Source organism: Pseudidiomarina sp. WS423 (assembly GCF_050750165.1).
GTDB classification, from domain to species: Bacteria; Pseudomonadota; Gammaproteobacteria; order Enterobacterales; family Alteromonadaceae; genus Pseudidiomarina; species Pseudidiomarina fusca.
Window position 1 is genome coordinate 137,009 of record NZ_JBOJLN010000001.1, and the last position, 19,086, is coordinate 156,094.

Consider the following 19,086-nt stretch of genomic DNA (forward strand, 5'->3'; position numbering starts at 1 on the left):
TCACGTTAAAAGGACACTAGCATGAATGCGTTTGGCGAAGGCCAGATCCCCGTTATTTTGCAGAAGGTGGCCGATCTGATTGAACACAGAGCTACCGATCGAGCCGACTTAATCAAAGATTTTGCGTTGAGGTTATATAGAAATATCTCACCGGATGATCTGGCGCTGCGAAATGACAGCGACATGTACGGCGCGGTGATGGGATTGTGGCACAGCTTCAACGAATACACGCCCGGTAAAAAAGCCTTAATTAAAATCTATAACCCAGAAGTGGCGCGCCACGGCTGGGAATCTGCGCATACCATTATTGAAATCATTCAATCAGATATGCCGTTTATGGTTGATTCCATTCGCATGGCTTTAACGCGCTTGGGTATCACCTCGCATTTGCTACTGCATTTGCCAATTAGCCATAAACGAAATGAGCAAAACCAAATCAACGAACTGCTTAAGGCTGGTACTCGTAACGATGATAACGAAGTCGATACGGTATTTCTGATTGAAGTGGATCGTCAAGCCTCTGCCGACGCTATCAAAACCCTGAAGAAAGAATTAGCTGCAGTAATGGAAGAAGTGACGGTATCGGTAGGTGATTGGTTGCCAATGCGTAACAAACTGACCGAACTGGCCGCAGACTTAAGCAAGATTAATTACCCTGGTAGTCAACAAGAACTGCAAGAAGCACAGCGGTTTTTAAGTTGGTTAGCCAAAGATAACTTTACCTTAATGGGCTATCGTCGTTACGACTTAGTGCCGATTGAAGGTGACTACATCATTCGCCAACAAACTGAATCCAGCCTTGGCTTGATGCGCAAAAGCGCCACTAACAAAGAACGCTTGGTATCATCTTTACCAGAAGTAGCGCGTGACATGACTTTTGACGATAGTTTGTTATTGGTAACTAAGACCAATACCAAGTCTAAGGTTCACCGTCCAGCTTACAATGACTACATTGGCATTAAGCGCTTTGATGACAACGGCAAAGTGATTGGTGAAGATCGTTTTATTGGTCTGTACTCCAGCAGTTTCTATAACAACAGCGCGCGTGATGTTCCATTAGTTGGCGATAAGATTAAACGCGTGATGGAAGCCTCAGGTTTCGCACCTAACTCACACGCAGCCAAAGCGTTATTGAATATTCTTGAAACTTATCCGCGCGATGAGATTGTACAAGCAAATGAAGACGACCTGCTTGAAGTAGGGCTGGGCGTGTTGCAGATGCAAGAGCGCGATATGACGCGGTTGTTTGTCCGTCGAGATATTTTTGGTCGCTTTGCATCGTGCATGGTGTTTGTACCGAAAGAACGCTACAACACCTTATTACGTCAAAAGACCCAGCAGATTTTAGCAACCTCGTTGCACAGCACTGCGGAAGTTGACTTTACCACCTATTTTTCTGAGTCCTCCCTAGCTAGAACTCATTATACCGTGCGCATTGGCGAGCACGTACAGGACATTGATGTGAAAGAACTTGAGCAAAACTTAGTTGAAGCAGCGCGCACTTGGGAAGATAACTTCGAGCGCATTTTAAGTAGCACCTTCGGTGAAGGTCGCGCTAACGAGCTGAATAAAAAATATGCCAATGCGTTCCCGCGGGCCTATAAAGAGGACGTCTTGCCATCGGTTGCTATTGCCGATTTACAGCAGATTGAAGCCCTAGACGACGAACACAAACTAGGCATGCTGTTTTATCGTTCACGCGAAGAGAACGAAACCAGTAAAAAAATTCGCTTAAAACTGTTCCATAAAGACGAGCCGATTCATTTGTCTGATGTGTTACCGATGTTAGAAAACTTCGGCTTGCGGATCATTGGTGAGAGCCCGTACCAGATTAAAACGACCGACGGCAATCTATTCTGGGTGTTAGACTTCCAGATGTTGCACAACAACGTCAAGCTCGACCTTGAAGCCAGTCGTGATTTGTTCCAAGACGCCTTTGCGAAGGTTTGGGACGGTCACTATGAAGATGATGGTTTTAACCGTTTGGTACTAAGCGCCGGTCTAACAGGTCGCCAAGTGATTATTTTACGTATGTTTGCTAAATACATGCGTCAAATTGGTACGACCTTCAGCCAGAGCTACATTGAAAGTACCTTTGGGAAATACCCACTGATTGCCAAATTGATCATTAAGCTGTTCTATACTAAGTTTGAACCGAAAGAGAAGAGCCGCGCGAAGAAAATCGAAGCCTTAGAAACGCGTATTGCTTCTGAGCTAGAAAACGTAGCCAACCTCGATGACGACCGTATTATTCGTCGTTACGTTGAGCTGATTTTGGCTGCACTGCGAACCAACTTCTTCCAAGCTGATGCCTCTGGCAACGAAAAACCCTACATTTCGGTTAAGTTTATGCCTGAACTTATTCCTGAAATGCCATTGCCGCTACCTAAGTACGAAATTTTTGTGTATTCACCTCGCGTAGAAGGGGTGCATTTACGTGGTGGCAAAGTAGCTCGTGGTGGCTTGCGCTGGTCAGATCGCCGTGAAGATTTCCGTACAGAAGTTCTCGGCTTGGTGAAAGCGCAGCAAGTTAAGAACACTGTGATAGTTCCGGTTGGCGCCAAAGGTGGTTTCTTCTGTAAAAACTTACCAGAAGAGCGGGAAGCCTTTTTCGAAGAGGGTAAGGCTTGTTACCGCACCTTTATTCGTGCCTTGTTGGATATCACGGACAACATTGTTAACGGTGAAGTTGTACCACCACAAGACGTAGTTCGTCATGATGAAGACGACATTTATTTAGTGGTTGCGGCCGATAAAGGAACCGCGACTTTCTCTGACATTGCTAACAGTATTTCAGCGGAATACAACTTTTGGTTGGGTGACGCCTTTGCCTCTGGTGGCTCTGTAGGTTATGACCACAAGAAAATGGGGATCACAGCCCGTGGTGCATGGGAATCTGTGAAACGTCATTTCCGTGAACTTGGGGTTGATTGCCAAACCACTGATTTTACCGCAGTAGGTATCGGCGATATGGCTGGCGATGTGTTCGGTAACGGTATGTTGTTATCCAAACATACGCGCTTAGTTGCAGCCTTTAACCACATGCACATTTTTGTGGATCCAAATCCGGATGCGGCAAGCAGCTACGCCGAGCGTGAGCGCCTGTTCAAGTTACCGCGTTCAAGCTGGGCCGATTACGATAGTTCGTTAATTTCTTCTGGTGGTGGTATTTTCTTGCGCAGTGCGAAAGCCATTGAATTAACGCCAGAAATGAAAAAATTATTTAACACTCAGAAAAAGTCGTTGACGCCAACTGAGATGATTAAAACCATCTTAACTTTGCCCGTCGACTTACTTTGGAACGGTGGTATTGGTACTTACGTTAAGAGCAGTAAGGAAAGCGACAGCGACGTTGGTGATCGTGCTAACGATGCGGTGCGGGTGAACGGTGGCGAACTGCGCACTAAGATTGTCGGCGAGGGCGGTAACCTAGGTTTCACCCAATTAGGACGTATCGAATACGCTCGTAACGGCGGTCGTATCAATACTGATGCGATTGACAACGTAGGTGGCGTTGATTGTTCGGATAACGAAGTTAATATCAAGATCTTGTTGAATGGTTTGGTTGCCAACGGCGATTTGACCCGAAAACAACGCGATCAGTTGCTATACGACATGACCGACGAAGTGGCGCAAATCGTGATTAAAGATTGCTTCCGTCAATCGCAATCAATTTCCGTTACAGCGATTCGTGGTGCCGATCAGATTAAAGAATTGCAGCGCTTTATTCATCACCTAGAACGTGAAGGGCAACTTAACCGTGCACTTGAGTTTTTACCGGATGATGATGAATTGGCAGAACGTCAGGCGCTCAATAAGGGCTTAACCCGTCCTGAATTAGCCGTGATCACTGCCTATGGCAAGATGGTATTGAAAGATCAATTGGTCGATGACGCTATTATGGATGACCCTTTCCATGCGCGTTCACTGATTAATGCGTTTCCTAAGCCGTTGCAAGAAACCTATGCTGAGGCAATGCAAAATCACCCATTACGGGCGCAGATTATTGCTACGCGTTTAGCCAATAATATCGTTAACGATATGGGACCGAACTTTGTTTATCGCAAAGCAGACGCGACCGGGGCTACTGTTGCTGAAGTAGCAAACGCCTACGTGATTGCGCGTGAATGCTTTAATTTGCGTGGTCTAATGGAAGCCATTGAAGCAGGTAACAACCAAATTCCTGCCGATGTGCAGAACAGTATGTTATTCCAGATCCGTCGGGTTGTGCGTCGTGCTACACGTTGGTTCTTGCGCCATCCAAATCCTGAACTAGGTAACATTCAAGCGCACATTGATTTTTATCAAGACAGCTTTAATGACTTGCGAGAGAATGTGCTGGATTACGTTATTCCAGCCGAGCGTGATGCTATTCAGAAAGACATTGACAAGCTACAAGCGCAAGGCGTACCAGCAGATCTTGCTAAACAAGTTGCTATTCTGTCCACCTTGTTCTCGGCGCTAGATATTGCAGACGTGGCTAAACAGACAGGTCGCAGTGAAGCTAGCGTAGCGAAAGCCTACTTTAATTTGGGCTCGCAAGTGTCCTTGCATTGGTTCTTGGAGCAAATTAACAGTCAGCCGGTTGATAACCACTGGCAGGCTCTAGCTCGTGCCGCGTTCCGCGAAGAGTTGGATTGGCAACAGCGTTCATTAACCATGAGCGTCTTGAACGGTAGTGACGAAGCGCAAGATAGCCTTGATGTGTTAGCGGCTTGGTTAGATGCCAATAAAGTCTTTGTAGACCGTTGGTTAGTGATGCTATCAGATTTCCGTACCACCAAAACTCATGAGTTTGCTAAGTTCTCCGTTGCGTTACGAGAACTGATGTTACTCAATCAAAACTGTACGTCGGCAGCTTAAGCCTATGTACGGGATCTTGCGTAAGTGGCTGTTCAGCAAAGATGCTGAACAGTCACATGATTTGACCTTGAGGTTACTTAAACGCTACGCCAACACCCCGTTGGCGTGGTTTTGGCGACAGCAAGTTGAAGCTAAACCCGTCACTGTGATGGGCATTGAATTTCCTAATCCTGTAGGTTTAGCGGCAGGCCTTGATAAAAACGCCGAGTGCATTGATGCTTTTGCACAAATGGGATTTGGTTTTATCGAGGTCGGTACAGTTACTCCCAAACCACAGGAAGGCAATCCCAAGCCACGCCTGTTTCGAATCCCTGAACGTGAGGCCATTATCAACCGCATGGGTTTTAATAACCTTGGCGTTGATTACTTGGTTGAGCAAGTGCAAAAAGCTAAGTTCAAGGGGGTGCTGGGGATTAATATAGGCAAGAATAAAGCTACAGCAGAAGCTGATGCCGTGCACGATTATGTGCATTGTATGCGCAAAGTTTACGCTTTTGCGAGCTACATTACGGTCAATATATCCTCGCCAAACACGCCTGGCTTACGCGCCTTTCAGCATGGCGATGCGCTGCATCAACTGCTGGCCAGCTTGAAACAAACTCAAGCAGAACTCGCCACCGAACACGGCCGTTATGTGCCACTGGCAGTAAAAATTGCGCCGGATCTTGATAGCGACGGCATTGCAGCGATGGCGGCTGCCTTAATAGAACATCAGATAGATGCTGTTATAGCGACCAACACAACTCTCAGTAGGGACGCGGTAGTCGGCTGTAAGCATGCCGATGAGGCAGGGGGCTTGAGTGGCAAAGTGCTATTTGATGCGAGCACGGCCGTAGTTAAGCAACTAGCAGAACATCTTCAGGGTAAACTACCTATCATTGCCGTTGGTGGCATCGATAGCGCGGCCGCAGCTCAAGCAAAACTAGCCGCAGGAGCAAGCTTGGTGCAAGTGTACACCGGCTTCATTTACCATGGACCGCAGTTGATCCGCACTATCGTAAACGACTTGTAAACAATCTCAGATTTCTTTATGGTATAAAGCATAGTCAAAGTTCACTCGCAATAACGATAACGACAAGGTTGAACGTGCACGTAAATATCCAGTGGCAATGGTTCTGTGAGCCAGCAACAAAGCATCTCGGTATCCAGCTTGAGTCTGGCACAGCACACCTATGCCCTTATAAAGCCAGTAGACTGATTCCTTTGTACCCCTTGCAAGCGAGCCTAACAACCGATGAAGCTCAGTTGTTTCAAGAGTTTACTGAGTGTTTAGAAGAAGTTAGCCCACTTATTGAGACAAGCATTCAGCAACCTTGTAACTCAGACTGGGTACAGGCCGCAGGGCTGAATTTACTGATTATCCAGCGTTTTGGGCGGCCACAATTGCCTCAGAGTTGGTATTTTCAAGAAGCTTTAATCGCCGAACAAACCCAACAAGAACTAAAACTCGGGGCCCTAGTACAGCTTAATTCGGGGCTGCAACAAGGGCTCTGTGTGGTGTTGCAGCAAGATGGTGAATTTGCTGAATGCATGGTGTTGGGAGCAGAATTTGTGTTATCCGATGTGAAAACATTACGCCAGTTTGATGTGTTCAAGGTCATGATTAATCGTTTACAACGAGGCCCTCATGAAACTCATGCTGACGGTAGTCCTACTCTGCGGTTAGCCTAAAGGCGTCATCTTACTCCTGTTGTTAAGCTAGTTGAGTCTGTAACCTATGAAATTACCCGGTCATATTGCTGCAACTGTTACTTTGTTAGCCAGTGCAATCAGTCTGGTGTTAACCCCGAGCCATGCGTTAGCCACACCAACACTACCAGCTACCAGCAGTGCTGCTGCACCTAGCCTCCATTTACGTATTCTCAGTACCAGCGATGTTCATGGCCAATTTATCGGGAAAAATTACTTTACCGAACAACCAGTAGCAGCAGGTTATGCACACTTAGCCAAGGTCATCGAAGAAGCCCGGGCGGAAGCAGACTTGCATGTGTTAATTGATAACGGTGATCTCATCCAAGGTAGTCCTATGACGGACTGGATGGTAACCGCAGCAGCTAGCGAACAGCCGTTGCCACTCACTCAAGTGATGAATGCCCTGCAGTTTGATGTGGCCAACTTAGGCAATCATGAATTTAATTACGGTCTAGATTACCTTGCCCAAGCCTATGCTGGTGCAAATTTTCCGCTGCTTAGCGCCAATCTTAAACCCTTGACCGAAGCGGCCAAGAATAAATTAAAGATTGCGCCTTGGGTGATGTTAGAAAAGCAGCCTGCACAGGCATGGTTACCCGCTGTTAAAGTTGCAGTGATTGGGGTACTACCGCCGCAAATCATGCAGTGGGATGCCCATTATTTACAGCATCAAGTTACGGTAGAGGGGATGTATGAAGCAGCCCAGCGAAGTGTGCAAGAGGCCCAACAACAAGGAGCCGAGGTGATCATTATCGCAGCTCATACGGGGTTACCGAAAAATTCTCGCGAGACCCATAGCAGTGAGCAAGATGTTTGGTCGCTTGCGCAAATTGACGGCGTAGATGCAATCGCATTTGGCCATCAGCATGAGTTATTCCCCGGTACTGATGCTTACCAATTAAATCCTGACGTAAATAGCGAAGCCGGCACCATTCATGGTGTTGCAGCATCGCAGCCTGGTGCACAAGGCGAGTACCTTGGCGTGATAGATCTTTATTTACAGTGGCAGCAACAAGGTTGGCAAGTTAGTCGCAGTAAGAGTCATTTACGAGCTGCCGCGGCAACTCCAGACACAAATATTCAGGCGTTATTAGCAGAGGCTGATCAAGCTACTTTGGCTTATATGAAGCAACCCATTGGGCATACAGAGGTAGCATTATCACATCGATTATCACGGTTACAGCCCACGTCCGCCATGCAACTCTTGCATGATGCTCAGCAGTGGTATGTGGAGCGTTATCTAGATGGCTTGGCCGATGAGTCTTCCACTAGCACCGAACAATCATGGCAACGGTTGCCATTACTGAGTGCTGCGGCTCCTTTTTTTGCCGCAACCTCAGCAGAGGAGGCCGCGCAACAGCAGTTTACTTTTATCAATGCAGGCCCAGTTACCATCGGCGATGTGGGTAATTTATATCGATATCCCAATACTTTGGACGTCGTCAAAATATCGGTGGCACAACTACAGCAATGGTTAGAAATCAGCGCAGCCGCGCTTAAAGTAGGCAGTAACGAAGAGCCATACAGTTGGGTTGAAAGCCAAGTGCCTTCTTATAATTTTGATACGATTGCTGGCATCAAGTACCAGATTGATGTTAGTCAACCCATAGGTCAGCGCGTCACCATCCTCGATCAGATAGCAACGGAAGAAGTCTTGGTCGTAACCAATAATTATCGCGCTAATGGCGGTGGTGATTTTGCCGGATTAGATGGCAGTCAGATAGTGTTTAGCAGCCCAGATCAAATTCAGCATATTCTTATCGAGTATCTGAAACAGTTACCACAACCCTATTTAGCAGGGCAACAGCTGGATAAGAATTGGATTATTGTTGACCGGGAATAGTCGGAAAGATCAAGTAAGGATTTGGTTGCGGGGGCAGGATTTGAACCTACGACCTTCGGGTTATGAGCCCGACGAGCTACCAGACTGCTCCACCCCGCGTCCGATGAAGTGCATAGTATAGAGTTAGTTCTGCAAACGCAAGCCCCCATTGAATCGTTCGCTTAGTTATTAACCGATATTGATTTGATTGCTGCTTTTACGTCCATATCGAGCAATACAGCAGCCTCATCTTTCGGTATAATCTGTTTCTATCTTTCTTAATAAGTGATTATTTTCATGTCGGCAACTCTGCAACTTTTTGCAACCTGCGCCAAAGGTCTCGAGCCTTTATTGTTTGATGAACTGAACCAGTTGGGTATTACCCAAGTGCGCCAAACAGCTGGCGGCTGCTGGTTCGACTGCTCCTTAGAGCAGGCCTATCAAGTGTGCCTGTGGACTCGGTTAGCGAATCGAGTGTTATTAAAATTGGGTGAATGCTTCGTTAAGCAAGCCCAAGACATTCCATTGGCCGTTGCCCAAACTGAATGGGAACAGGTTTTTGCGCCTGAAGATACGTTCTTAATTGATTTCAGCGGTCGTCATCCAGATATCCGCCACACGCAATTTGGTGCGCAGCTAGTCAAAGACGGTATTGTGGATCGCTTTAGAGAACAATTAAACCAACGACCTTCAGTTAGCAAAGAGCCTGACGTTCGCATTAACGCTCATTTACAAAAAGATAAGCTTACCTGGTATTTAGATTTAGCGGGTGAGAGTCTGCATAAACGTGGCTATCGGCAACAGCAGGGTGCTGCACCGTTACGTGAAACCTTAGCGGCGGCGGTGGTGATTCGTGCGGGTGTTGATACCACAACTGAAGTAGTCATGGACCCATTCTGTGGTTCGGGCACCTTACTACTTGAAGCAGCAATGATTCGTTATCAGTTAGCACCTGGCTTACAGCGTAGCTATTGGGGCTTTCAAGCATGGATGGGACACCAACACAGCTTGTGGTTACAAGTGCGTGAGCAAGCAGAGCAGCGTTTTGCCGAAGCTATCGCCGAGCCTAGCGCTAGGTTTTACGGACGCGACAATGATCCACGCATGCTGGGGATTGCCCGACAAAATGCCGAACGGTTGGGATTAAGCCATGTATGTGACTGGCAAGTAGGGGATGCGGAGCATGCAGAACCGGCCGTAAATGCGGCAGAACAACACACCGCACCTTTGCTTATTTGTAATCCACCCTATGGTGAGCGGCTTGGCGAAGAAGTTGAAACGCTGCTGTTGTATCGTCGTTTTGGTCAGCAATTACGGCAACAGTTTTCCGGTTGGCAAGTGGCGGTTCTAGCCGGTGATGAAACTCTCTTAAAGCGTCTTAAGTTACGTAGTCAACGCAAATACAAGTTGTTTAACGGTGCCATTGAGACTTTATTGGCTACTTACGACTTAACCGTAGAGCAACCTGAATTTACCCAAACGCAATCAAACGACCTTGCCAACAGATTACGGAAAAACTACCAAAAATTAGAAAAATGGGCGGCAAAAGAAGGGGTTAACGCATGGCGTCTGTATGATGCCGACCTTCCAGAATACAATGCAGCCGTTGATGTCTACGATGATTGTATTGTGATTCAAGAATATGCAGCGCCGAAAGACATTCCGCCGGCGGTAGCTAAAGATAGATTATGGTTTTTAATCGATACCTTAGCCTCTGAGTTGCCTTTTAAAGCTGAAAACATGACCTTAAAGGTGCGGCAACGGCAGGCTGGTAAACAGCAATATCAAAAACAGACCCCGCGTGGCTTAGTTCGGATAGTGCATGAATACGGCGTGCAGTTTGAGGTGAATCTGAGTGACTATTTAGACACAGGGCTATTCTTAGATCATCGTTGGGCACGCCGAGAATTAGGTAAAATCAGTGCGGATAAGAGTGTTCTGAATTTGTTTGCCTACACCTGTTCAGCATCGGTGCATGCCGCAATGGGCGGTGCTAAAGAGGTGGTTTCAGTCGATTTATCTAAAACTTATTTGGCTTGGGGCGAACGCAATTTCCACCTCAACAAGCTCAACACGCGCGCCCATCAGTTTATTCAAGCTGATTGTATTACATGGCTTAGAGAACAACGGCCACAGCAGCGCTACGACGTGATTTTCCTCGATCCGCCCACGTTTTCAAACTCTAAGCGGATGGATGATGTTTTAGATGTTCAACGTGACCACGTGCAATTGTTGAAACTAGCAGCACGGTTGTTGAAAGACGACGGGGTGATTTTGTTTTCCAACAACAAACGCAAATTCAAGCTTGATAACGAGGCTTTAGCTGAAGCCTTTTTGGTTGCAGAAGACCTAACCAAGCGCTCTATTTCCGCTGATTTTGAGCGCCACAAAGGCATTCACCATTTGTTCAAGGTACGCCACAGTGGCTGACTATTATCTGCTTAGCAAACCTCATTGTCCTTTGTGTGACCAAGCTAAGCTGCTCGTTGAACAAGCCATGCAGCAAGCGGTTCAGTCACCAGCAACGGGCTGGCGTCTGCATGTGGTTGATATTACCCAACAACCCGAGCTACTAGCAGAGTACGCTTGGTTGATCCCTGTATTAGTGCGCGCTAGCGACGATGCCGAGTTACGTTGGCCGTTTGCAACAGCACTTGAGGATTTTTTAATAGCATGAATATTGTAAGAATTCAGAATGCGCAATTAGCCTTTGGCAACGATGCCATTTTAGACCATGTTGACCTAACCATTGAAGCAGGCGAGCGGGTCTGTTTAGTGGGCCGCAACGGTGCCGGTAAATCGACGCTACTCAAGGTTATCGACGGCGAAGTGCAGCTCGATGACGGGGCAGTGCAATTGGTCGGTGATACGGTTGTTGCTAGATTGCCGCAAGATCCACCAGCAAACTCAGAGCAGTCGGTATACGATTATGTTGCTGAAGGTTTAGCTGAGGTGGGCGATTTACTTAAAGATTATCACCATACCCTGCAAAAGCTCGAACAGGAGCATGATAGTGACCAAATCATGAATGATTTGGCGCGCTTACAGACCGCTTTAGAAGCGGCCGATGGCTGGCAGTTACAAACCCGCATAGAACAAGTGTTAACGCAGCTAGCACTACCTGCCGATAGCACCATGGCGGCGCTCTCGGGCGGTTGGCTACGACGGGTAGCATTAGCCCGTGCACTGGTGGTCAATCCTGATTTGTTGCTGTTAGATGAGCCTACTAACCACCTCGACGTAGAAATGGTGCGGTGGTTAGAAGAGCGGGTTAAAGACTTTCGTGGTGCGGTGCTATTTATCAGCCACGACCGGGCCTTTATTCGTCATCTAGCAACTCGTATTATTGATTTAGATCGGGGCCAATTAAATAGTTATCCCGGTAGTTACGATGCCTACTTAGAGCTCAAGCAACATCAGTTGGAAGTTGAAGAGACTCACAACGCTGAGTTTGATAAAAAACTGGCTCAAGAAGAGACCTGGATCCGTCAGGGCATTAAAGCACGGCGGACTCGCAATGAAGGCCGCGTCAGGGCGTTAAAAGAGCTCCGAAAACAACGTGCGCAACGCCGCGAACAGCAAGGTTTGGCCAAGTTAGCTGTGCAGGAAGCCAGTAAATCAGGCAAGCTGGTGTTTGATGGCAGTGATGTTAATTTAGCGTTCGGTGATAAAACCATCCTACGCCAGTTTGAGTTTACCTTACAACGCGGTGACAAGGTTGCCTTGGTAGGACCGAATGGTTGCGGCAAGAGTACGTTGATCAAAGTTTTGCTGGGACAACAAGCGGCAGATTCCGGGCAGATCAAGCTAGGGACTCACTTACAAGTCGCCTATTTTGATCAGCATCGTGCGCAACTAGATCCTAATCTAACCATTGCTGAAAACGTAGGTGATGGTAAGCAGGATGTTACCTACAATGGTAAAACTCGACATATTCTGAGCTACTTACAAGATTTCTTATTCTCACCTAAACAAGCCAGAACGCCGGTAAGAGCTTTATCTGGCGGAGAGCGTAACCGAGCTTTATTAGCCAAACTGTTTTTAACCCCAAGTAATTTCTTGATCTTGGATGAACCTACCAACGACCTTGATATCGACACCTTAGAGCTGTTAGAGCAAATTGTGGCAGATTATCAGGGGACGGTAATCTTGGTCAGCCACGATCGTGAATTTGTGGATAATACGGCGACAAGCGTGCTGTTATTTGAAGGTGAGGGTAAAGTAACCGAAATCGTGGGTGGCTTTACCGAAGTAAATCATTATTTAAGCCAAACTGCGGGAACTAATTCGGCTGCCAGCAAGTCACAGCCTGCAGCATCTGCAAGTAGTAGCACTGCGGCAAGTAAAGAATCTGCTAACAAGGGTTCAGCTGCGCCGCGTAAAAAGTTATCCTACAAGCTGCAACGCGAATTGGAACAATTACCGCAACGGATTGAAGCGTTAGAGCAGGAACAAGAGCACTTGCAACAACAAACCAGTCAGGCTGATTTTTTCACTCAGCCGCATTCAGTTACTGCGCCGGTATTAGAGCGATTAGGCGAATTAGAACAAGAACTTATGGCCGCGCTAGAGCGCTGGGACGAATTAGAAAATTTACAACAAGAGAGTCGTTGAATTCCTTATGAAACAGTTTAAAACCAAAGCACTTACGCTGGCAGTAGCCGGTTTATTAAGCAGTAGTTTTAGTGCCGCAGCTATGGCCGATAGCTACACCTTTACCGTACTCCCAGAAACGCACAGTCAAGTTCGGGCTAGTTTTCCGCGCAATATCAACGATAGTGGGTTGATCACCTTACATGGTCGCTTTTCTGCTAACACCGAGATTGATTTTGATCTTATGACCGATAACTTAAAAGGCTATATCGGTTTAGATGAAGATTTTGATCCTGCCACCGATAGCTTAACTGAGGCCCAATATTGGGGACTCGTTCAAGTGCTGGCTGATCGAGAGAATGCAAATAGTGCTGAGTTGCGTATTGCTACTGATTTTGCTGGAACTTATAACGGTCAAGATATCCTGTTTCATGGCTTACTCAACGGTACCGACGGGGCCGTATCAAGCCAAGAAAAATCAGCGGATCATGCCTTTTTAGGTTTGAATAACAATAACGTGAGAGTAGGTTGGGCATCTGCGCCTTACACTCGCTTTGATCACACGTATCAACCTGAACCAGCGGAAGAGGGTGGCGAGATGCCAGACCCCATCACGTTAAACTTTGCTGAGCGTGAGTACATCAGTCGTGGTTTGTGGTTTGATGGCACTAATTACAGCTTAATTGCGCCGCCAGAGCAGGAATACTTAGGTGGTGAAGCACAAATCTTTGCCATCAATGACACCAATTTAGCCGTAGGTAACGCTAGTGTGGCGTTATTCCCAGCTGCTCAAGAGCGAGTAGATGCTTGTCTTGAAGACTTTACCCCAGCGTCCAATCGCGCCGTTTATACCTGTATTTGGAATCTTTGGTACGGTTTTCAGCGCGAAGCAGCCTTAGGCGGCTCTTTTACTGCTAATGGCTCTCTTTACGATATGCATGCAGCCGTGTGGCAACTTGATGACCAAGGCCAGGTTATTTCAGAAACTCTGTATCCGCCATTGCGTGAGCGTTCAGAAGATGATGGAGCCTACTGGTCTGCTTATGCTTATGCAGTCAACAACAACGGCATTGCGGTAGGCCAAAGCTGGACTTACTACAACGACGTAGAACAACCGGGCAACCGGATTAAAATGCCAGTGGTTTACCAAAATGGCGAAACTAAAGCGATCACGACAGATGAGGAATACATTTGGGGCTCGGCGACTGCCATCAACGATGAAGATCAGGCAACGGGTTTTGTGATTCGTACCATCCAAGGGGTACGTCGCGCTATTGGCTTTATCTATGATGTAGAAGCTGAAACTTTCGCTGAGTTACCAGGCTTTTTCGAGGGTTCAAGCACCTATCCCAATGCCATCAACAATCAAGGCTTAGTGGTGGGCTCAGGTGAAATCGATTACACCCTGAACGCCGAACGCCGTCGAGTTGGTTTTGTTTATGACTTAAATAATCCAGATGCTGGTTTTATCAACCTCAATGATGCTATTGGTTGCAGTGCGGACTATTACATAGTGTCGGCAGACGATATCAACGAAGATAATCAAATCTTGGCCACCGCGTTAACGACCATCGAAGAAACCACAGAAGAGGGTGAGACCTACACTCGTAATGTCTATGCGACGCTGAAGCTGGATACAGCCGCAGGCGAGGTTACTGGTTGCTCTACTGAGGATGAGATAATTACACGTGAAGGCGCTGCCACATCTCCTTTTGGCTTGATTGCTATGTTCTTGATTGGTGGCCTTATTACTATTCGTCGCTTAATCAAGGTTTAACTGGCAATAATCTTCTAAGTAAAGCCTTCTGACAAACTGGCGTAATATCATCAACTTAACGGTAACGATGATATTACGCCATTTTTTTAGGTTGAACTCCCTGATTAAGTTGCTATCTATTAAAGGGAGAGCAGTCAAAAAAACGTCATGCTCTTGTCATAAATCAAAAACGACAATTGGACGAGGAAGGTAAATATGAAACGACAAAAACGCGATCGCCTCGAACGTGCTCACGCACAGGGGTTCAAAGCCGGAGTATCTGGTCGTTCTAAGGAACTGTGTCCTTATCAAAACCAGGATGTTCGATCTCAGTGGCTAGGCGGTTGGCGCGATGCGATGGAAGCTCGTGGCGTTGGTCTGTTCCGCTGATGCGTCCTCATCAGAAACAGCTACAATAAAGCCGAATGAAATAAGCCCGCATAAGAGCGGGCTTTCTTTTAGCAGGACGAGACACTAACCTTTTAAAAGGTGGAAGTGTCTGTAAATAAACCTACTTTCAAATCTTTTGCAGTATAGATAGTTTTGCCATCCACTTCGACGCGACCATCAGCAATACCCATGTACAATGAACGTTTCAACACACGCTTCATATCGATGTGATAGGTGACTTTTTTCGCCGTAGGTAGAATCTGACCGGTAAACTTCACTTCGCCAACGCCTAACGCGCGACCACGACCGGGGCCACCTAAACAGGCCAAGAAAAAGCCAGTAAGTTGCCACATGGCATCCAAACCTAAGCAACCAGGCATGACAGGATCACCAATAAAATGGCAATCAAAAAACCATAGATCTGGGTTGATATCTAACTCGGCATGAATGTAGCCTTTGTTGTAGGCACCGCCGGTTTCAGTAATTTCTAAAACCCGATCCATCATCAACATATTCGGGGCAGGGAGCTGACTATTGCCGGGACCAAACATTTCGCCACGAGCGCATGACAGAAGTTCTTCGCGGGTGAAGCTAGACTGTTTCATAAAGACCTTTATTACAGCTAAAGAATAAGTGTTCGCAAATACCCGCTCAGATTAGCGAACACTTGTACGCTTAACAAGTCCGATTTGTTCTTTATTTAAAACCAGCGTTGCCACCATGACGTGGGTTTTTCTATATGCTGTAGTTCGCTAAGTCGTTGTTCTATCTTAGCGTATAGTTGTTTCTGCGGCTCGTTGGTCAATAACTCTAAGGCTGCAGTAACGTGTTCAACGGCATAAATATGAAACTTTTCGGCAGCTACCGCAGCAATCACTTCATGATCAAGATTAAGCTGGCTTAAATTGGCTTGAGGAATGATGACGCCTTGCTTGCCGGTTAGTCCACGCGCTTGGCAAAGCGCAAAATAACCTTCTATCTTTTCGTTGACGGCGCCGATGGCTTGTACTCGACCAAATTGATCGACTGCACCGGTAATAGCTAAACCTTGCTCAATAGGAGCCTCAGCTAGTGCCGACAGCAGACAGCAAAGCTCAGCCAAAGAGGCACTATCGCCATCAACTTCGTGATACGACTGCTCAAATACAATGGTAGCCGACAGACTCATAGCATCATTGCGAGCGAATACATTGGCTATATAGGCACTTAAAATCATCACCCCTTTGGTATGAATACTACCACTGAGCTCTGATTTTCGGTCGATGTCAATAATATCGCCGTCACCGTAATGCACGGTTGCCGTAATCCGACTTGGCTCACCAAATTCAGACCCACCCGCAGTAACCACGGTTAATCCATTGATCTGGCCGATAACCTGACCACTGGTTTCAATGTAGACTTGACCTTCTAAGATAGCGCGGCGACTCAACTCAGCGATGTAGCCATCACGCTGCTTGCGTTGTTCAAGCACTTGTTCAAGGTGTGCTGCACTAATCTGTTGCTGCTGTTGTTGGGCGGCAATGCCATTGGCTTCACGCAAAAATTGCATTAAGGCGATAGTGTCTAGTGTTAACTCTGTTTGAAAATCAGTCAGACGAGTCGCAAATTTTAACAAGGGCGCAATAGCATCAGGCGCTAATGGACGTACCGCAGCCTCACGCTCAACATAAGCTAAATAGTCAAAATAAGGGGCTAGGGGAGCTTGAGCTAGCGAATAATGAGATGAAAAGTCCGCTAAATAAGGGAATAGGTTATCAAAATCACGGTCTACTTCGCGTAATTGGGCGTAAATATCACGATCCCCTAATAACAATACTTTCAGCTGCACAGGAATAGGTTCTGGCTGGTAATAAGCTGCAATGTGAGCTTCGCCTGGTGCTTGCCAATGCATCATACTGGTGCGCAGAACGTATTTTAATTTGCGCCACAAGCCGGGCTGCAAGAACAGCTCTTCGGCATCAATGGCCAGCACGCCACCATTAGCACGCAGCAAGGCGCCGGGCTCAATTAAATGCAGATCAGAAGAAATGGTTCCTTCAACGGATTGAAGCCGAATACTACCAAACAAACTCGCATCGGTAACTCTGTCGCAATAAGTAAAAGGCTCTGGCTGGGCCGGCTGTCGTACCAATATAGTAGCAAGTTCAGCACCGGGCAGATCGTCAAAAGTTTTGTCTGAAATGAGCTCTAAATAGTGCTTTACCCGCGCACTGGTAAAGGTTTCCAGCATATATTCAAGCAACGGTTGTCGAACATTCACGGCGGCTTGTAGAAATTCCCATAGCTTGATGACAAAGCTATCTGCTTGGCCGGCATTTACGTCGATACATAATGGCTGGTTAGCTGAATCCGGATTAGCCACATAGAGCCAATCGCGTTGACTATGAGCGCTTTGCCAGCCTTGTTGCGTAGGTAACTCGGCCAACACATCTAAGGCCCGTAAGCCAGCTGGCGTCACAATAAAACCATGGGCGTAACGACCGCAAATACTTAACGCTTGCTCAATCGCATGAAGCGCTCGCTGTTGCCCAATGAGAGGGTTAGGAGCTGAAGTGACCGGACGTTGTGCCGCCCATTCGGTGAGATTTGGTTGTAAAGCTTGCGCCGCAATCCGCATAATTTGCCGTTCTCCTTTTATAGACAGCTATGATAGCCGAAATAAGGGGTAACTGACCATGTTTGTTAGCGTTTGCGACGCATTTGTAGAGACTTTAAGTGTTAGTTAGTAGTAGGGCGTTCAACTTTGATTGCCTGCACTTGATAACCAGCCTCGCGCAACAAGGCAACCACACCCTGATCACCGCCTAAATGACCCGCACCTACCGCGATGAAACTTGGCTTAGTAGCCATCATTTGCGGTAGTTTTACCACCCAGTCACGGTTTCTGTCACTCAGTAATAGCGCTTCATATTCAGCAAATTCAGGCTGAGCCACGGTATAGGCATATAATTTGTCAGCGTCACCTTGGATATAAAGCTGGTTAAGTTTCTGCATCTCGGCTTGCGAGCTTGCAGGGTCTGAAATCATGTCCCACAACCAGTTAACTTGTTCAGCAACAGGTACTTGGTTAAATAGATCTAATTGAAACAAAGGTGTTTCTAGCTCAGCAATGGTATGCCCACCAAGTTGTGCTTGTTCAGCAAAATAACCGTCATAGGATGCCTGTTGCTGACAGTTCAACTGCATAGGTAAGAGCAAGCTGGTTAAAATAAACGGCCGTAAATGGCCAACCTGAGTTAAATCAGCGCCTAAATTATCAACAAAGTATTGATTCATCTGTTGATGCTGTTCAGCATTCAAAAACTTTCTTAAGTACTGTGCATCGGGCTGCGCAGAATGCTGTTGAAAGACCTGCGCCAAGGCTGGATCCGTTAAATCAATTTCTAGCACCAGTTGCTCAGTTTTAGCAAAAGCTTCAGTCACGCTTGGATCTATGTAGAAGTCATCCTGACAGAGCATATGCATGGTGCCATACAAATAAGATGGTTGAGTCAAATCCTTGCCACTAATTTGATAAAACAAATCAGCCTGAGCGCTAGGCGCAAACAACAAGCTAGAGCTACAAGTCACTGCCATAGCAACGCCAATCACATTCTTAAACCAAGCTTTCATGAATCGTCCTTAGATTGAGATATCGTTAAATTTTCAATAACGAATACTAGGTGAGAGAGCTAAAACCAACAAGCAGCAAGCTACCGAAAAACCGTAACCAAAGGTTTCTAACTCGGCCTTATTCAGCTTGTTGAACGCCGAATAAGGCGGTAATGCCAAAGGAAAGAAATCTACCGCCATCTTCATGATTATATGCTTGCGTATAATGTATATTATGTTAAATCATCTATTATTATTATCTTTAACGAGATGTGATGACTTACATTTCTAAAAGATTCTTAGCTAGTTCTGAATTTAAATCCGCTTTACTCCACATAGAGTTCATAGCTTTTCAGATTAGTTTGCAGGCCTGGCAAAT

At 46.6% G+C, this 19,086-nt stretch carries 13 protein-coding genes and 1 tRNA gene; 9 read left to right on the plus strand and 5 right to left on the minus strand.

Features of this window, described 5'->3' with window-relative positions; genetic code table 11:
* Positions 1-21 precede the first annotated feature (21 nt).
* The 4 genes from ACQ661_RS00660 (at position 22) to ACQ661_RS00675 (ending at position 8,398) form a co-directional block, all read left to right on the plus strand.
* The gene (locus tag ACQ661_RS00660) at positions 22-4,863 is read left to right on the plus strand and encodes an NAD-glutamate dehydrogenase (RefSeq protein WP_313932307.1); all 4,842 of its coding nucleotides are present in this window, start codon (positions 22-24) and stop codon (positions 4,861-4,863) included.
* A 4-nt stretch (positions 4,864-4,867) separates the two neighbouring features.
* Positions 4,868-5,875, plus strand: coding sequence for a quinone-dependent dihydroorotate dehydrogenase (locus ACQ661_RS00665; protein ID WP_431667335.1), 1,008 nt, complete (start codon positions 4,868-4,870; stop codon positions 5,873-5,875).
* Between the two features lie 74 nt (positions 5,876-5,949).
* The gene (locus ACQ661_RS00670; RefSeq protein ID WP_162014470.1) at positions 5,950-6,534 is read left to right on the plus strand and encodes a cell division protein ZapC domain-containing protein; all 585 of its coding nucleotides are present in this window, start codon (positions 5,950-5,952) and stop codon (positions 6,532-6,534) included.
* A gap of 46 nt (positions 6,535-6,580) precedes the next feature.
* Entirely contained in the window at positions 6,581-8,398 is a 1,818-nt protein-coding gene (locus ACQ661_RS00675) for a 5'-nucleotidase C-terminal domain-containing protein (RefSeq protein WP_431667336.1), read from the plus strand.
* 22 nt (positions 8,399-8,420) lie between these two features.
* Here ACQ661_RS00675 and ACQ661_RS00680 read toward each other — a convergent pair.
* Positions 8,421-8,497: transfer RNA gene (locus ACQ661_RS00680), tRNA-Met, on the minus strand.
* Between the two features lie 177 nt (positions 8,498-8,674).
* Between ACQ661_RS00680 and rlmKL the strand changes: the two genes are divergently transcribed.
* From rlmKL to rmf, 5 genes are all read left to right on the plus strand, one after another.
* Entirely contained in the window at positions 8,675-10,807 is a 2,133-nt protein-coding gene (gene rlmKL, locus ACQ661_RS00685; RefSeq protein WP_431667337.1) for a bifunctional 23S rRNA (guanine(2069)-N(7))-methyltransferase RlmK/23S rRNA (guanine(2445)-N(2))-methyltransferase RlmL, read from the plus strand.
* Positions 10,800-11,054 (plus strand): glutaredoxin family protein, encoded by a 255-nt coding sequence (locus ACQ661_RS00690; protein WP_110075078.1) that lies wholly within the window; start codon positions 10,800-10,802, stop codon positions 11,052-11,054. Before rlmKL ends, ACQ661_RS00690 begins: the two co-directional genes overlap by 8 nt.
* Positions 11,051-12,991 carry an ATP-binding cassette ATPase Uup gene (gene uup / locus ACQ661_RS00695; RefSeq protein ID WP_431667338.1) on the plus strand — a complete coding sequence of 647 codons (1,941 nt, stop codon included), beginning with the start codon at positions 11,051-11,053 and terminating at the stop codon, positions 12,989-12,991. Before ACQ661_RS00690 ends, uup begins: the two co-directional genes overlap by 4 nt.
* Before the next feature lie 7 nt (positions 12,992-12,998).
* Positions 12,999-14,747 carry a DUF3466 family protein gene (locus ACQ661_RS00700; protein WP_431667340.1) on the plus strand — a complete coding sequence of 583 codons (1,749 nt, stop codon included), beginning with the start codon at positions 12,999-13,001 and terminating at the stop codon, positions 14,745-14,747.
* A 195-nt stretch (positions 14,748-14,942) separates the two neighbouring features.
* On the plus strand, positions 14,943-15,116 hold the full coding sequence (rmf, locus tag ACQ661_RS00705; protein ID WP_153825644.1) for a ribosome modulation factor: 174 nt from the start codon (positions 14,943-14,945) through the stop codon (positions 15,114-15,116).
* A gap of 92 nt (positions 15,117-15,208) precedes the next feature.
* Here rmf and fabA read toward each other — a convergent pair whose 3' ends face one another.
* From fabA to ACQ661_RS00725, 4 genes are all read right to left on the minus strand, one after another.
* Positions 15,209-15,721, minus strand: a complete 513-nt coding sequence (fabA, locus tag ACQ661_RS00710; RefSeq protein WP_431667341.1) for a 3-hydroxyacyl-[acyl-carrier-protein] dehydratase FabA — start codon at positions 15,719-15,721, stop codon at positions 15,209-15,211.
* 95 nt (positions 15,722-15,816) lie between these two features.
* Positions 15,817-17,733, minus strand: a complete 1,917-nt coding sequence (locus ACQ661_RS00715; RefSeq protein WP_153825646.1) for an AAA family ATPase — start codon at positions 17,731-17,733, stop codon at positions 15,817-15,819.
* Between the two features lie 101 nt (positions 17,734-17,834).
* Positions 17,835-18,728, minus strand: coding sequence for a TraB/GumN family protein (locus ACQ661_RS00720; RefSeq protein ID WP_153825647.1), 894 nt, complete (start codon positions 18,726-18,728; stop codon positions 17,835-17,837).
* 33 nt (positions 18,729-18,761) lie between these two features.
* Positions 18,762-18,914 carry a hypothetical protein gene (locus ACQ661_RS00725; RefSeq protein ID WP_431667342.1) on the minus strand — a complete coding sequence of 51 codons (153 nt, stop codon included), beginning with the start codon at positions 18,912-18,914 and terminating at the stop codon, positions 18,762-18,764.
* Positions 18,915-19,086: the final 172 nt, after the last annotated feature.

Bases quoted from the DNA above. Each gene is read 5' to 3' on its own strand.
- ACQ661_RS00665 (WP_431667335.1), top strand. From the start codon at position 4,868: ATGTACGGGATCTTGCGTAAGTGGCTGTTCAGCAAAGATGCTGAACAG.
- ACQ661_RS00725 (WP_431667342.1), bottom strand. From the start codon at position 18,914: ATGAAGATGGCGGTAGATTTCTTTCCTTTGGCATTACCGCCTTATTCG.
- ACQ661_RS00660 (WP_313932307.1), top strand. From the start codon at position 22: ATGAATGCGTTTGGCGAAGGCCAGATCCCCGTTATTTTGCAGAAGGTG.
- rmf (WP_153825644.1), top strand. From the start codon at position 14,943: ATGAAACGACAAAAACGCGATCGCCTCGAACGTGCTCACGCACAGGGG.
- ACQ661_RS00720 (WP_153825647.1), bottom strand. From the start codon at position 18,728: ATGAAAGCTTGGTTTAAGAATGTGATTGGCGTTGCTATGGCAGTGACT.
- uup (WP_431667338.1), top strand. From the start codon at position 11,051: ATGAATATTGTAAGAATTCAGAATGCGCAATTAGCCTTTGGCAACGAT.
- ACQ661_RS00675 (WP_431667336.1), top strand. From the start codon at position 6,581: ATGAAATTACCCGGTCATATTGCTGCAACTGTTACTTTGTTAGCCAGT.
- rlmKL (WP_431667337.1), top strand. From the start codon at position 8,675: ATGTCGGCAACTCTGCAACTTTTTGCAACCTGCGCCAAAGGTCTCGAG.
- ACQ661_RS00700 (WP_431667340.1), top strand. From the start codon at position 12,999: ATGAAACAGTTTAAAACCAAAGCACTTACGCTGGCAGTAGCCGGTTTA.
- ACQ661_RS00715 (WP_153825646.1), bottom strand. From the start codon at position 17,733: ATGCGGATTGCGGCGCAAGCTTTACAACCAAATCTCACCGAATGGGCG.
- fabA (WP_431667341.1), bottom strand. From the start codon at position 15,721: ATGAAACAGTCTAGCTTCACCCGCGAAGAACTTCTGTCATGCGCTCGT.